General features: G+C 58.6%; 15 protein-coding genes. 6 read left to right on the plus strand and 9 right to left on the minus strand.

The features are described from left to right. Positions 1–29: 29 nt before the first annotated feature. Positions 30–1,199, minus strand: coding sequence for an IS30 family transposase (locus M1D88_RS00775; protein WP_458112720.1), 1,170 nt, complete (start codon positions 1,197–1,199; stop codon positions 30–32). Positions 1,200–1,863: 664 nt separating this feature from the next. Between M1D88_RS00775 and M1D88_RS00780 the strand changes: the two genes are divergently transcribed. Both M1D88_RS00780 and M1D88_RS00785 read left to right on the plus strand, forming a co-directional pair. Further along, entirely contained in the window at positions 1,864–2,220 is a 357-nt protein-coding gene (locus tag M1D88_RS00780) for a DUF6984 family protein (protein WP_458112731.1), read from the plus strand. A gap of 64 nt (positions 2,221–2,284) precedes the next feature. Continuing rightward, positions 2,285–3,454 carry an IS30 family transposase gene (locus tag M1D88_RS00785; protein WP_458112720.1) on the plus strand — a complete coding sequence of 390 codons (1,170 nt, stop codon included), beginning with the start codon at positions 2,285–2,287 and terminating at the stop codon, positions 3,452–3,454. A 54-nt stretch (positions 3,455–3,508) separates the two neighbouring features. Here the strand turns inward: M1D88_RS00785 and M1D88_RS00790 are convergent, their stop codons facing one another. Both M1D88_RS00790 and M1D88_RS00795 read right to left on the minus strand, forming a co-directional pair. Continuing rightward, complete coding sequence (locus M1D88_RS00790; RefSeq protein WP_458112732.1) at positions 3,509–4,054, minus strand: hypothetical protein; 546 nt, start codon at positions 4,052–4,054, stop codon at positions 3,509–3,511. Further along, on the minus strand, positions 4,051–4,407 hold the full coding sequence (locus M1D88_RS00795; protein WP_458112733.1) for a helix-turn-helix transcriptional regulator: 357 nt from the start codon (positions 4,405–4,407) through the stop codon (positions 4,051–4,053). Before M1D88_RS00795 ends, M1D88_RS00790 begins: the two co-directional genes overlap by 4 nt. A gap of 206 nt (positions 4,408–4,613) precedes the next feature. On the opposite strand from M1D88_RS00795, the gene M1D88_RS00800 reads away from it, so the two are divergent. The 3 genes from M1D88_RS00800 (at position 4,614) to M1D88_RS00810 (ending at position 5,959) form a co-directional block, all read left to right on the plus strand. Beyond that, a complete protein-coding gene (locus tag M1D88_RS00800; RefSeq protein ID WP_458112734.1) occupies positions 4,614–5,054 on the plus strand; it encodes a MarR family winged helix-turn-helix transcriptional regulator in 441 nt (146 codons plus the stop codon). 121 nt (positions 5,055–5,175) lie between these two features. Then, on the plus strand, positions 5,176–5,496 hold the full coding sequence (locus M1D88_RS00805) for a DMT family transporter (protein WP_458112735.1): 321 nt from the start codon (positions 5,176–5,178) through the stop codon (positions 5,494–5,496). Positions 5,497–5,533: 37 nt separating this feature from the next. Continuing rightward, positions 5,534–5,959 (plus strand): DMT family transporter, encoded by a 426-nt coding sequence (locus tag M1D88_RS00810; protein WP_458112736.1) that lies wholly within the window; start codon positions 5,534–5,536, stop codon positions 5,957–5,959. 126 nt (positions 5,960–6,085) lie between these two features. On the opposite strand, the gene M1D88_RS00815 is transcribed toward M1D88_RS00810, so the two are convergent. Continuing rightward, the gene (locus M1D88_RS00815) at positions 6,086–6,838 is read right to left on the minus strand and encodes a phosphotransferase (RefSeq protein WP_458112737.1); all 753 of its coding nucleotides are present in this window, start codon (positions 6,836–6,838) and stop codon (positions 6,086–6,088) included. Between the two features lie 302 nt (positions 6,839–7,140). On the opposite strand from M1D88_RS00815, the gene M1D88_RS00820 reads away from it, so the two are divergent. Continuing rightward, a complete protein-coding gene (locus tag M1D88_RS00820) occupies positions 7,141–7,893 on the plus strand; it encodes a hypothetical protein (RefSeq protein WP_458112738.1) in 753 nt (250 codons plus the stop codon). A gap of 110 nt (positions 7,894–8,003) precedes the next feature. On the opposite strand, the gene M1D88_RS00825 is transcribed toward M1D88_RS00820, so the two are convergent. The 5 genes from M1D88_RS00825 to M1D88_RS00845 all read right to left on the minus strand — a co-directional run bounded on the left by M1D88_RS00825 (position 8,004) and on the right by M1D88_RS00845 (position 13,053). Then, positions 8,004–8,237, minus strand: a complete 234-nt coding sequence (locus M1D88_RS00825; protein WP_458112739.1) for a hypothetical protein — start codon at positions 8,235–8,237, stop codon at positions 8,004–8,006. Between the two features lie 322 nt (positions 8,238–8,559). Beyond that, entirely contained in the window at positions 8,560–8,943 is a 384-nt protein-coding gene (locus M1D88_RS00830; RefSeq protein WP_458112740.1) for a hypothetical protein, read from the minus strand. A gap of 506 nt (positions 8,944–9,449) precedes the next feature. After that, a complete protein-coding gene (locus tag M1D88_RS00835) occupies positions 9,450–10,016 on the minus strand; it encodes a hypothetical protein (protein ID WP_458112741.1) in 567 nt (188 codons plus the stop codon). A 541-nt stretch (positions 10,017–10,557) separates the two neighbouring features. Further along, positions 10,558–10,800 carry a hypothetical protein gene (locus tag M1D88_RS00840; RefSeq protein WP_458112742.1) on the minus strand — a complete coding sequence of 81 codons (243 nt, stop codon included), beginning with the start codon at positions 10,798–10,800 and terminating at the stop codon, positions 10,558–10,560. Between the two features lie 1,851 nt (positions 10,801–12,651). Beyond that, entirely contained in the window at positions 12,652–13,053 is a 402-nt protein-coding gene (locus M1D88_RS00845) for a MerR family transcriptional regulator (RefSeq protein WP_458112743.1), read from the minus strand. Positions 13,054–13,126 lie beyond the last annotated feature (73 nt).

Here is a 13,126-nt window from a genome sequence, read left to right on the forward strand (position 1 = left end):
CTCCTTAGAGGTTCGGCGGATTCAGGCGGTCATTGCAACAGGAGGTTTTCGATCAGTTCGATCGGTTTTCTGAACTCTAGTCTTTTGCGCGGCCGGTCGTTGAGTTCCTGGGCAACCCAGTCGAGGTCTGCGGCGCTGTGGATGCTCAGGTCCGTGCCCTTGGGAAAATACTGGCGCAGCAGGCCATTGGTGTTTTCATTGATGCCGCGCTGCCAGGGCGAGTGCGGGTCGCAGAAGAAGATCTCGATGCCGGTGTCGATCTTCACGGTTTTCCAGTCCTGCATCTCGATGCCCTGATCCCAGGTCAGGGAATGCCGCAGCGCCTCGGGGAGTGTCTTGATCTTCGCGGCCAGCGCATCACGCATCTGCTCGGCCTTGTACCCGTCCGGCAGATGCACGAGCATCGTGTAATTGGTGGTCCGCTCAACCAGCGTCCCAATCGCGGACTGATTCCCTTTGCCGATTATTAGATCCCCTTCCCAATGCCCCGGCACGGCCCGGTCCTGAACCTCGGGCGGACGCTCGGAAATGTTGATCATTCCCGGGATCCGGTTTTTGCGCTGGCCGGCCTTGCGGCAGGGCTGCCTCATAGCCCGCCCGGTGCGCAGGCACACGGTCAGATCACGCTTTAGCGCCCCGCGGGACTGCACGTAAAGGGACTGGTAGATCGTCTCGGGTGACACCCTCATCTCCGGCTCATCAGGGAACTCAACCCGGAGTCGTCCTGCAATCTGCTCGGGTGAGTACTTCTTTGTCAGGTCCTCTTCCACCTTCGCACGCAGCACGGTGTTCGTGTGCAGTTTCGCCGGTTTCGGACGCGAGGCCCGCTCATACGCCAGTGCGTGGGCCGACGTCGCCCGGTAGGGCAATCCTGCCACCGAGTTGCGCCGCAACTCCCTGGACACCGTCGAGGCCGAGCGACCGACCACGGCCCCGATCTGCCGCAGTGATTGTCCCTGGGCACGCAGCACCGCGATCTCCTCGCGCTGGGCGAAGGTCAGGCAACGGCCCTTCAGATCACGGCCCCGCCGAGGCCTGACGCCGCCCGCCTCAAGCAGGACCCTGCGCCCGGTACGCCGACTCGTATTGATCGGAGCAACGGCATCAGTGATGAAATCACCAGCCTGCATCCCGGCCCAAAAAACCTGCAAAAGATCAGGCCTCAAATGAATTGAATACCCCGCCATGACAACACCCATCCGCTAAGTGTTGCAATCACCGCAAGAACCCAAGGAACCCTGACTGGGACGACTCCTTCTCACTGCCTCGTCCTTAGTACTCGACCCTTAACACATGCGCCTTACCGACGGGATTGGTCCCTCCATCACAAGTAGGTCGCTTCCCGCGTGAAGGTATGCCCCTGTTAGTTCGGGGGCAAAGAATCGAAGTTGGGCTGGAACGCTACCGTCAGGCTGTGGATCACCTAGTGCTAACTCGACGCTGAAGTGCTCTCCTGCAGCAGGCCAATTCGGATCAACTTCCAAATCTCTTCCGTGTACGAATACCACGGTTGGAAAGTATGACGGTCCTGAGGGCGGGCCAGAACGTCGACCTCCATCCGCCGCCGCGACCCATTGAACGAGACATCGGGCATGCCATGCGAACGATTGAGTCATGGCAGAATCCTAACGCTGTCTAAAACGACCGTTTTCGGACCTATTTGAGTCCGGAGCGAGGAGCAGGCCTATGAATCGCAGCGGTAAATGGCGGCTTTTTCACAGCGCTATTTGTCGCTTGGAGCAGCCCGCAAGGGGAACCCTCTGCGGGGACATATTCAGTGTTAGTGTTCCGTGTCGTTGGAAATGGGACGTCCGCGTAACTAAGGGAATCAGCAGCACCCAGCGCCGGCCGTAGTATTTCGAGGTGACCTTTAGACCGCTTCTTCCTGGCGAAGTCCTCATCATGCGGACTTTACTTGACCGTGCGTTCGAGGCTAAGTGGAAGGAAGTCGATGTAGAGTCCTTGCGGGTTAGCGACATGGACGATGGAGGCATGGGTAGCCTTCTGTTCGACACCACAAAACCACACCGCATATTTGGTAGAGCACTATCGGAGGGCTGGTTCAAGGATGAAGACGGGTTCCCGGTGCTGGTTGCTATCTACCTCGACATGGAAGACGAGATCTTCGAACTCGACAGCTGGAAAGTTGACTTCTCACCCCGACGCCGACTGCCGGAATCCGAGGCGGAGATAGTTTCCGATCCGTCCGAGTTGGACTAGCGTCCTACAGACCTGTCCTATAAGAGGAACCTTGGGTTCTTGCGGTGATTGCAACACTTAGCGGATGGGTGTTGTCATGGCGGGGTATTCAATTCATTTGAGGCCTGATCTTTTGCAGGTTTTTTGGGCCGGGATGCAGGCTGGTGATTTCATCACTGATGCCGTTGCTCCGATCAATACGAGTCGGCGTACCGGGCGCAGGGTCCTGCTTGAGGCGGGCGGCGTCAGGCCTCGGCGGGGCCGTGATCTGAAGGGCCGTTGCCTGACCTTCGCCCAGCGCGAGGAGATCGCGGTGCTGCGTGCCCAGGGACAATCACTGCGGCAGATCGGGGCCGTGGTCGGTCGCTCGGCCTCGACGGTGTCCAGGGAGTTGCGGCGCAACTCGGTGGCAGGATTGCCCTACCGGGCGACGTCGGCCCACGCACTGGCGTATGAGCGGGCCTCGCGTCCGAAACCGGCGAAACTGCACACGAACACCGTGCTGCGTGCGAAGGTGGAAGAGGACCTGACAAAGAAGTACTCACCCGAGCAGATTGCAGGACGACTCCGGGTTGAGTTCCCTGATGAGCCGGAGATGAGGGTGTCACCCGAGACGATCTACCAGTCCCTTTACGTGCAGTCCCGCGGGGCGCTAAAGCGTGATCTGACCGTGTGCCTGCGCACCGGGCGGGCTATGAGGCAGCCCTGCCGCAAGGCCGGCCAGCGCAAAAACCGGATCCCGGGAATGATCAACATTTCCGAGCGTCCGCCCGAGGTTCAGGACCGGGCCGTGCCGGGGCATTGGGAAGGGGATCTAATAATCGGCAAAGGGAATCAGTCCGCGATTGGGACGCTGGTTGAGCGGACCACCAATTACACGATGCTCGTGCATCTGCCGGACGGGTACAAGGCCGAGCAGATGCGTGATGCGCTGGCCGCGAAGATCAAGACACTCCCCGAGGCGCTGCGGCATTCCCTGACCTGGGATCAGGGCATCGAGATGCAGGACTGGAAAACCGTGAAGATCGACACCGGCATCGAGATCTTCTTCTGCGACCCGCACTCGCCCTGGCAGCGCGGCATCAATGAAAACACCAATGGCCTGCTGCGCCAGTATTTTCCCAAGGGCACGGACCTGAGCATCCACAGCGCCGCAGACCTCGACTGGGTTGCCCAGGAACTCAACGACCGGCCGCGCAAAAGACTAGAGTTCAGAAAACCGATCGAACTGATCGAAAACCTCCTGTTGCAATGACCGCCTGAATCCGCCGAACCTTCAACGGGACACTGACTGCCGCTGAAGCATGGGCTAGGTGGCCCGATTGTGGTGTCGCCATTTCAATGCCCCGGCTATGGCTGTGAAGGCGAGAGCAGCAGCACTCCCAATGAGAACGACAAGTGTGAGGCTTATGTTGGCGGCCCCGGGCCATGGGGTGTATCCGTGCCTTTGGCCCCCGGTGTCGATCATTTCCGTGATGGACGTTCCCAGGCCGATGGCGGCCAGGGCGACAAGAGCCGTCCACAGGACAGCAGTGACTTGGCTGGTGAGGGGGCGATCTGTCGAATCTGCTTTCCTTGATGTTGCCATGGTTCGTACCTCCGGATCGTTGTGGATTCTGCTCCAGGTGATGTCCGCGAAGATTCCCCGGACCGCGCGGAAGGCAATCGAGCGATTGACTGCCTTGGCTGGAACGCCCCGCCGCAACGCGTCCGCCTGCTGTTCGTACATGTCTGAGATCAGTTCCTCGCGCCGGGCCTTGCCCTGACTGGGAGTCACATGACGGCCGTAGAAGTCGGCCCAGGACAGGACTGCCCTGGTGACTCTGGTGTCTTGGAGATCCTGGTAGTCGCTCATGCCTGCGCCGACCGGAAGGTCTGTACACGGGTAGGTGCTGCGGTAACGGACTGGACAGCATGCAGGGCAGTCTTGCCGTCTGTGGTGATGCGATAGAAGCGCCGCCTCGGACGGCGTTCTTTCTCAGCAATGCCGGGATCTTCCCATGTCGCTTCAAGAAGGCCGGACTCGGTCATGCGCGCCAAAGCTTTGTACAGCGTCCCGTGGGACGTCAATGCCTTGCCGTCATCGGCAGAGAGAGCACTCGCCAAAGCGAACCCATAAAGGACGTCACCTTTGGACTCAAGCTTCTCGGCGATCTCAAGAATACGGACCTCCAGCTGGAGCAGACTTCCCTGCTTTCGACGACTCATGATGAAAGAATAGGAAGATAACTTCCCTTAGTCAATGGCCAGGACCCGGCCCTACCGAAGGGCCATGCTTGGCGCAAGGCCGTCTGCAGCTCAGGCGCCCGCGAGAAGTCCCGAAAAAATCAGGGTTGCTGGGTGTCGGCTTGATGTATTCACATGGCGTGCGTAGTTTGTTGCATGTACATTCAGTTATTTGGAGCGGTGGCCCAGTGGGAAATCTCAGTTCGGCGTGGTCGCAAGTCGCGGCAGTGGTGAGTGCGGTGGACGCAGCCCTCAGTAAGTGGCTGACGGATACGCATAATGTCGGCCTGACCGACTACTACGCCATACTCCACCTAAGCAAGGCCTCAGACAGGGAACTGCGCATTAACGACCTCGCGCACAGGGTCGGCCTGAACCAGAGTTCGGTGACGCGACTCGTAGGACGACTTGAGGCCAAAGGGCTGGCAGTCCGGGACACGTGCCCGGACGATGGCCGGGGAGTCTACGCAGTCATCACCGATCATGGGATGAATGTCGTAAATACAATTGGCGAGTCCTACGAGACCAAGCTCGGCGAGCTGCTGGGTACCGCAGTCCAGGAACACCCGCACCTTAATCTCTTTGACCTGGATGGCGCGTTCGAAACCATCCGGAAACTTTTGTCCTAAATCCAACAGCGGCAAGCTGATTTTTGGCCGTATAGCTGCATGTACATACAAAAAGAGTTCAATATCTGACCCTTACCCGTATCTGAGGGCCAGGGGTACACAACGAATCGAAAGGAACAACATGAGCTGGTTCTATCTGGGAGTCGCCGTCATCTTCGAAGTCGCCGTAGGCATCTTAGCGAGCAAAGCAGAAGGCTTCACCAAACTTTGGTGGACCGTCGGAACCCTCGTCAGCGGCGCGATCGCCACCCTCTTCCTCAGCCTCGCACTACTGACCTTCGACGTCGGCGTGGGCTATGCGATCTGGACCAGCGTCGCCGGCGTCGGGATTGTCATTTTCGGTGCAACCTTCCTCGGTCAGCGCCTGAACTGGAAGAAAGGCCTGGGCATCGCTGTAGTCATCGGCGGGGTCGTCGGACTCCAACTCAGCGGCGCCGCATAACGCTCCCCCCACGCATCACCGTGAAAGGACACACCTAATGACCACAACAATCACCGCTCAAATCAACTCCGTAACGCAAACAGGTAGAAAAGCAGGATCCTGGTTTGTGCTTCTGCTGGCAGGAGTGTTCGAGATTGGCTACGCCCTCAGTGTGGCCGGAAGCAAGGGATTCACCGTCCTAGGCTGGTCTGTCTCAGCCTTCATTTTCTTCCTCTTGACTCTGTTCTGCCTCAGTGTTGCCCTCAAAACCATCGACGTAGGAATCGGCTACGCCGTGTGGGCCGGCATCGGCGCAGTTGGCGCTGCCCTTCTCGCACCCATCTTCTTCGATGAGGCCCTCACCCCGACTCGTGCCCTCTGGCTGGCCGTCATCATAGGCGGTGTCGTGTGGCTAAAGCTCGCCGATAGCGCAAAGCTGCAGCGAAACCGCGTGGAAGCAATCGACACCGAACCAGCTCCGTAGTCACCCGGCCCGAACCACCGCCCTCGGCGTGCTGCGTATCGCAGCCGCCGCGGGCGGCGCATTGTCACCGTGAAACCGGACATCCTGGTGCTGCGGTTGGAGCCCAGTCGATTTGCCCAGCCTTCACTACTGTGCGAGGGCTTTTTGCCAGATAACTTGATTCCGTCGAACGTAATCAGAAGCGGCATGCCAGTGCTCGCCGTGGCCGTTGAGATACATGTCGGACCAGGGCTGAAACCCGGTCTCGTGCGAGGACTTCAGCAGGTTGTACATGGCAGCTGTTCGTTTCGCCATAGCGGCCGGTAGTGCCTTGCGCAGGGCATCATCGGCTCCGTACCCGTCAACAACGGCACGTAGTCTCAACGCAGCTTCTTCCACCGGTTGGCCTTCGAAAAGCACGCTGAATGATTGCGCGGCATACGCCAGGTCCCATAGCCGCGTGCTGGGACCAGCGCCGTCCCAATCGATGAAGACCCAGCGATCGCCGATGATGAGGTTCCACGGGGCGAGGTCGTTGTGGCACATCAGGTTGGGGTTCTTGGTGGGGAGCAGCATCTTCCAACCGTCCAGAGTGGGAATGGCCACTTTTTCGCTCGCGTCATGGATTTGCCGGATCATCCGGCCAACCCGTAGCAAATCGTCTTGTCCGAGCGGTAACCGATCTATCGCAAGTGCGCCTTCCACGTACTCGACCACATGTCGACCATCCTCGTCCCGGCCTAGGGGCCGAGGAACATCGATGCCAGAGGAGTGGAGCGCGCCGAGATAGCTCTGTACAACAGAAGAGCTTTCCGACCAAGGTTTCCGGACGGTGTCACCAATGCGCACAACGCTTTCGGACGCATTTCCACCTGTCAGTTCTTGCTCGTCCTCAACCACTTCAGCAGCCTAACGGGAGGAAACCAAGCTTGCCAAAGACCCCATAGGACGAAGGGTTCACCAGAGGGTCACCCGGTGGCTGTAGTCGTGAGGCATAGAACCGTTTCGCCTGCCAGGATGGTCCTCCCTTAGAGGGTCCATCGCCCCACCCTTGGTGCCCGTTAGCCGAACCTTTAGCGGACGACTGGTTGGCCGTCACGGGCGTCAGACCCGAATTTCTGGACCAGCAGGATGGGCGACGAATTTCCTAAGATTTTTCTGCTCTTGTGAAACCTTTGTGAGGTTAGCGGACAATACAGGGCATGGGGAACGTTGAATCCCGTGAGGAAGGTCCTTGGTTTCGCAGCCGTAAGGTCCGACAGGCGGGGCCTGCCCGTGCCCGGAAGCCGAGACGGCTGTGGTTGGCAGCAGGGGCGTTGGCCGGCGCGGGGCTCGTGGGCGGCATGGCTGCTAGCGGTGCAGGGTTGTTCGGGGATCCCGGCAGCCAGCATGTAATGCCGCAGCCTTCCGCGCTGGCGACCTACAGGGCAGAGGATACACTGCGTGCCTTCGCGGGCCTGTCCTACGACTATGATCCGCTCCGTTCCCCGGAGGCGCTGGCAGCGCTGAGCCAGGTGATCGTGCAGGGAACTGTGGAGGGGGTCCGGGACGGAAGAACCAGCAACACGGGCACTGTTTCCGTTGTCCTGATCGTAAACACCGGCAGCGTGGTCAAAGGCGAACTGCCGCCGGGCAATGACGGCAACGTCTACCTCGAACTCCGCGGTTCAGGAAGCCCGGACCCCTCCTACTACACAAAAGCCCTTCCCAACGGAGCTGCAGTCGTCGCGTACCTGGTGCCCGCCTGGGACGGCACGCCCAAGGAAGGGACCGACGTGCGGATCGAGAACCCGCAAGCGGGCCGTCCCGACGGTCAGGCCCTATACCTTCCGGCAGGGCCGCAGGGTCTCGTCCTCCAGGTCGGAGAACAGGACGTCGTCTGGCCCCTCATCGGCGCACGGGCACCAGGGAAGATTGCCGATACGCTCCCAGGAGGGGACCTAATCCGGGAATAATCCTCATGCATAGACCCCAGCTGCGGGCAGACGGAGTGTGGGCTACGAGTCCTGTTTGGGAAACCCTGAACGGACCATTTCGGGCAGGCCATCCTGAACCGCACGCGATTTTACGGAGAATCCGTATCTCCTTCTTGCTGTTCCCTGTGTTGACGAAGAATGGCGCGACCCATGGGCAGCATGCAGAGGAGGAAGAGGCTACCTGGAACGCCGTAGGTAATCCATGGCGACCAACCTGTAAGCCCATACAAGAGGATGCCGACTAAGAGCACAATAAAGCCGCCGATCCCCATGATGAGTTTGAACCGCTCAATGAGGGACTTCTGATGATCGCTCTCCGTCATGCCTCAATCTAAGACGGACGATACGGCAATGGAAGTAACTTCCCGGAGCTCTACAACTGGCCGTGCGCCTTCAGGCGAATCCAAGCGTCGATACATAGCCACAGGCCCCTAATACAGGCGTTGCTTCGACCGACAGAGTCCGGGGTCCATAAACGGCGCAGCAGTTTGTGTGCAAAAACGGCCGTTTTCGGACCTGTTTGGTTCAGTGCGAGGATCAGGCCACAGAGCGCGGGGTTCCGGCGATCTTCTGTTGGTCAATTGGATTCAAGGATCGTTTCTGACCAGTGGGCGAACGTACGTCCAAGGAACCCTTTACGGGACTTTAGTTCTCGTATGCGGCCTTCTTAAGCAGTTTCATTGCACCAGTGAAGAAGCTGATTAAGAAAAGAGTTCCCACCACAACAGCCGTACCTCCGAACAACCGGGCAAAGGCGGGTGTGGACAGAAATGACTCTGCGTTCCCAGCGCCCCAGTGTTCTTCGCTCTTGATCGCTCGTGCGAGTCCATCAATAGAGTTGTTCAGGTTGGTCAGGAGGCAGATACCCAGGAGAACGCCAGCGAATCCGACGCCCCCTGACATCCATCGTGAAGCCTCGGGTACGCGTAGAAGAACGGGAATGATCCCGACAATGAAAACGACGATGAAGAGGACATACAACGATTTCAGGGGCTGCGGTAGCCGGGCAATAAACCGAAAGATGTTCATCGTTCACCCCCACTTGTTCAAGTACCGCTGCCGGGCAGTGGGCCAACGAAAAGCCCGTAAGCCAAGATTGCAACGCCAGCGCCCATGGCGACCCCAGCATTCAAGCGCCGCTCAAGTTTCATTCGTCGCCTGTAGCGTTCGGGGTCCTTGTCAGGATGATATCGGGCATATTTCCGGACTCCCATATCCTCAAACTGAGCCCCGAGCCAGAGCATGCCAAATCCGCAACAAACCAAGAAAACTCCGGCGAATGTTGTCCCAAACATGTTGTCCTCCAAGCCCAGTATCGCCGTGGATCCGCCATTCTGGCGAGGGCGCGAGAAGGTCTAGAAATCAGGAGGATCAGTCATTACTGATTCACCAGGGCGGTATTCGAAAACGGCGGTTTCCGAGCATAAGAGCTTCAGGCAGCGACACGCCTGTGAATCGCGGCGATAAGTGGCGGCATATTCGCGGCGCTAAATGTCGCCCCTGGTGCCCGTAAGCCCAACCCTCAGCGGGCCGTCTTAGGGTGTGTTCTCTCTTAATGCCCGGCTGTAGTCCTCACAGTTGTTCCGGACGTCAGCGGACACAACGAGGTGGCGGCGAGTCGGTCTCTGCGCAAAGTACCCCTTGTAAGGCAGAACAATGATGGTGTCGAGTCCGCTCTCCCACGCCGGGATGAGCTCCTGCAGACTTTGACGTTCCCCACCGTGGGGAAACTTGGGGACAAGGCTTCGGTCCCACGCCTGGTAGGCATCGCTATCCAGGCCTTCCCACCCATAGCGCTGCATCCAAGAGGGCGCCATGAAAGGGCTCAATCCATGATCAGGATCCTCGGCCTCTCGCATTTCTAAAGGCGTGGGATGGTGCGCCGGGTCCTCGATCTCGTACCAGGCCCAAGCTTGTTCCCAAGCCCTTTTCGAGCGCTTGTCCCACATCTCTGCATCAGCTGACGCAGGCATCCGGGAGCTACCGCAGTCAGGCACAGGATCCAGGGGCGGGATGTCCACATCTCCAGCAAGCGCCCAGGCCTGCCGGACAAAGAGCAAGAGAGTCAGGTGATGAGGATCATCCTTGACCGTAATCACCATGTCGTGCGGCCAGGGAGGTCGTCGTTTCGGAATTCTCCATTGCATTTGCGCTTGCCCCCATTCGGCCCACAGCCCAGTTGGCGGTAGTGGATTCAGCATCAGACCGACCCTTGAGCTCTGTAAACGACGGGCGTTCCATTGGAGGAACGTTGAGTGGGACGGCTGAGATGTAATACAGCAAGAAAGGTCAGGATCCGGGATGTTCTATTGGTCAAACAGGATTCAATGACCTCCCTGGACCCGGTCAGGTACGAAGCGGCTGGCCGCCCATTATCTGATCGTCAGACTCAGCACCAACCCCAGCAGTCCCAGGCAGAGGGTGGCGGTTCCAACGAAAATTACGAAGGCAGGACCAGGCGGGGAACCGGTGATTGTCGGCGGCGTCCGACCGGCTTTCTCATATCGCTGGGATGTCGTTTCGTATCGCTGTTGGATGTAGGCGGCCGCTTTGGAGCGGAACGCGAGTATGGCAATGCCCAATGGGATGAAGATAATGCCTAATGTAAGTGCGGCGAGCTGGAAAGGTGTCACGGGCTTCTCGTCACCAGTTGAGATTCAGGAATGATGCAACAATCAGGCCCAGCCCCATGAGGACGGCCACAACACCTACAGACCCCACCCTGCCAGGGGTGGAATTGCGGGCCGTGGGTTCACCGAGCCTGCCGAAGGAGGCACGCTGTGCGTCGGCATTAGTTCTGGCCACGCGGCCCCTATTGATGAATACGACGATGCCGATTACCAGGGAAAGCACTCCGATCAGCAGGGCCGGCCAGAAAACTGTCATGACGAGTTCCCCCTAACGTGCAATGCGGGTATCCGAACTCTATGCTTCACAAGTCCTGCAGCCAATGCCCCTGGCAACATCTAATCTACGGCCGTACTTTGATTTGGCGATCCGCGGTCCCCATTAGGGAACCCCGATCGTGCAGTTCCTTCGGTAACTCCCTTTGACTAGGGTGTTCTTGGGCTCTCCGGGATTGGTTGAAGTGGCATCGGCAGAGGAGTGGCGCTGATCATTTGATCCTTGGTCAGTGGAACAAAGCCTGTTCCGCAACCAGATGCGGTCGAAGAGTCGGGGGCCGGGACAATCGGTTCTGTTGTTTCGGTCGGAAGCCGTCCTTTCTCCGGGCATGGGTACAGGACGAGACTGCCACTGACTTCCGGGGACGGCTCCGCGGATGGCAGGGGCGGCTCTTGCCACTCTTCTCCAGCCCCGTTACCGCCGACGCTTCCGCAGGCACTGACAGAGAAAATCAGAGCGCACATGGCTATGAACAGCCGGATCTCCCTGGAACGTCCCATGCCCTGATTGTCCCGATACTCGCGCCATAAGAATAGGGGGCCAACGTATCAACCGCTGGTTCCATCCGGTCAGTATTCCCCGTGCTGTGACTTGTCAGCAGAAAGCGGCCTCTCTAATTGGCGATGCCACCGTCCCCGTTGGGGAACGCCCAACGGGACGAGTGGGGCGCCGATTAGGGGACTGCGGTGTTTCCCAAAAGCCCATTGAAATAGAGAATCACAAATGCGGCCACGAGAATCAGCGTGATGATGGGCATCTGCCACTTTTTCATCGCTTTGTCCTTCCACGGCCCCCTTACGGATGAGAGTACGATATCCCGCCAGCTGGCAACCGATGCTCAGGCTCCCATTGGGGAAATAGAGCGGACATGCTGCGGGGGGCCGGTCCCTTTGTGGGTGCACGCGCCACCGTTAGCCGCGGTGAAGATGTGCGGCCAGTCGCTGAATTTCGCGTTCAAACCTTCCGCCATCGGCCCAGACAGCGCCTCCTTCCTCTAGTTCGAACTGTATTCGACGGGAATCCCCCACTGCGGAGATCGAACATCGAATGTGGCCGCCTCCAAAGGTCCGCTTCATGATTGCTGTCAGCATCCCATCGACCATGGTCCGCTCGCTATAGCCATTTTCTTCCCCAAAAGCTTGGAAACAGCGTCGAAGAGCTTCCTCTGCGGAGAGGCCATGAAGGCTTATAAAGGCCTCGGTTCGCGACAGCGTTTTCAGTATTGAGAACTTGCCTCTAGACACAGCAGACAGGGTCATGATCCTCGTTGCCAGAGCCCGAGAGAAGATAGCCGCGCAAATAACGAGCACGACGAGGAATGGAATACCGGTCCATCCTCTCTCCTGCGTCCACAGCTGAGGCGTTACAAACGCGATCCCTGCCAGGCAAAGCAGTGATAGGAAAAGCAGGCCCAAAACACCCGGCCTTACTCCCTGAGATCTGGGTAGAGTGCTCATCGTTTACTAAACCACTGACCGAAGTATCGAGATGTTCGCATTACAAACCACCGCATCCTTGTGCCGTCGCTGTTCCATGTCGTGAGCTTAGTTTTGAAAGACATCAACGGCTACGGCTACCTTTGGCGATTCTGCCGGGAAGCAGCCATGGTTGAAGAGCCACCAGCGGTGCCAACCGCCTTACTGTCCCGTTAGGAGCCCGTCCGCATAACGTCCGTAAGCCGGTCCCTCACCGGTTATCGCACCATGCCCCACGGGGCCGATGCGACAGACCGCGCGGTTCCGAAGTTTCCGGATTCCCATAAGACCCGCCCGCAAAATTGCCCGGTGAGGGTCCCATATACGGTGCAGCAGTTTTGTATGCAAAAATGACCGGTCATGAACCGGCTAGTCGTCTGTCAGGTCCAAGGCTGGAAGAATCGATCAATCCCTGGAGGGCCTGGCGAGTGCTGACCAGTTCCGCGATTCTCTCGTCACGAGCGCGGAGGTGTTCAACCAAAGTTGGCACCGCGCAGAGCTCCAAACGCCCCGGATCGTGGATGCAGTCTAGGAGTTCGCTGATGATGCGTGTGGGAAGACCAGCATCCAGCAGCAGCCGAATGTGCCGGATTTGCTCGACCGCGGCGATTTCGAAGTGTCTCTGCCCGGTCGAGGAGCGTTCTGCCGAGATTAGGCCCTGATTCTCGTAGTAGCGAATAAGTCGGGGACTCACGCCGCTGAGAGAGGCGACTTCACCGACTCGGAGGAGCTTCCGGCCCCCAAGGCTTGCCTTTGACACTAGTGTCAACTCCTACATTTGCAGTTATGTCATTCTCGCTTACTTACTTCAACGGTCGGATTGCTACGGCTGA

It is taken from the genome of Arthrobacter sp. R1-13, assembly GCF_054161475.1.

Coding starts and splice junctions, on each gene's coding strand:
- M1D88_RS00835 (WP_458112741.1), bottom strand. CDS start 10,016: ATGGTGATTACGGTCAAGGATGATCCTCATCACCTGACTCTCTTGCTC.
- M1D88_RS00795 (WP_458112733.1), bottom strand. CDS start 4,407: ATGAGTCGTCGAAAGCAGGGAAGTCTGCTCCAGCTGGAGGTCCGTATT.
- M1D88_RS00840 (WP_458112742.1), bottom strand. CDS start 10,800: ATGACAGTTTTCTGGCCGGCCCTGCTGATCGGAGTGCTTTCCCTGGTA.
- M1D88_RS00785 (WP_458112720.1), top strand. CDS start 2,285: ATGGGTGTTGTCATGGCGGGGTATTCAATTCATTTGAGGCCTGATCTT.
- M1D88_RS00805 (WP_458112735.1), top strand. CDS start 5,176: ATGAGCTGGTTCTATCTGGGAGTCGCCGTCATCTTCGAAGTCGCCGTA.
- M1D88_RS00820 (WP_458112738.1), top strand. CDS start 7,141: ATGGGGAACGTTGAATCCCGTGAGGAAGGTCCTTGGTTTCGCAGCCGT.
- M1D88_RS00825 (WP_458112739.1), bottom strand. CDS start 8,237: ATGACGGAGAGCGATCATCAGAAGTCCCTCATTGAGCGGTTCAAACTC.
- M1D88_RS00810 (WP_458112736.1), top strand. CDS start 5,534: ATGACCACAACAATCACCGCTCAAATCAACTCCGTAACGCAAACAGGT.
- M1D88_RS00775 (WP_458112720.1), bottom strand. CDS start 1,199: ATGGGTGTTGTCATGGCGGGGTATTCAATTCATTTGAGGCCTGATCTT.
- M1D88_RS00830 (WP_458112740.1), bottom strand. CDS start 8,943: ATGAACATCTTTCGGTTTATTGCCCGGCTACCGCAGCCCCTGAAATCG.
- M1D88_RS00790 (WP_458112732.1), bottom strand. CDS start 4,054: ATGAGCGACTACCAGGATCTCCAAGACACCAGAGTCACCAGGGCAGTC.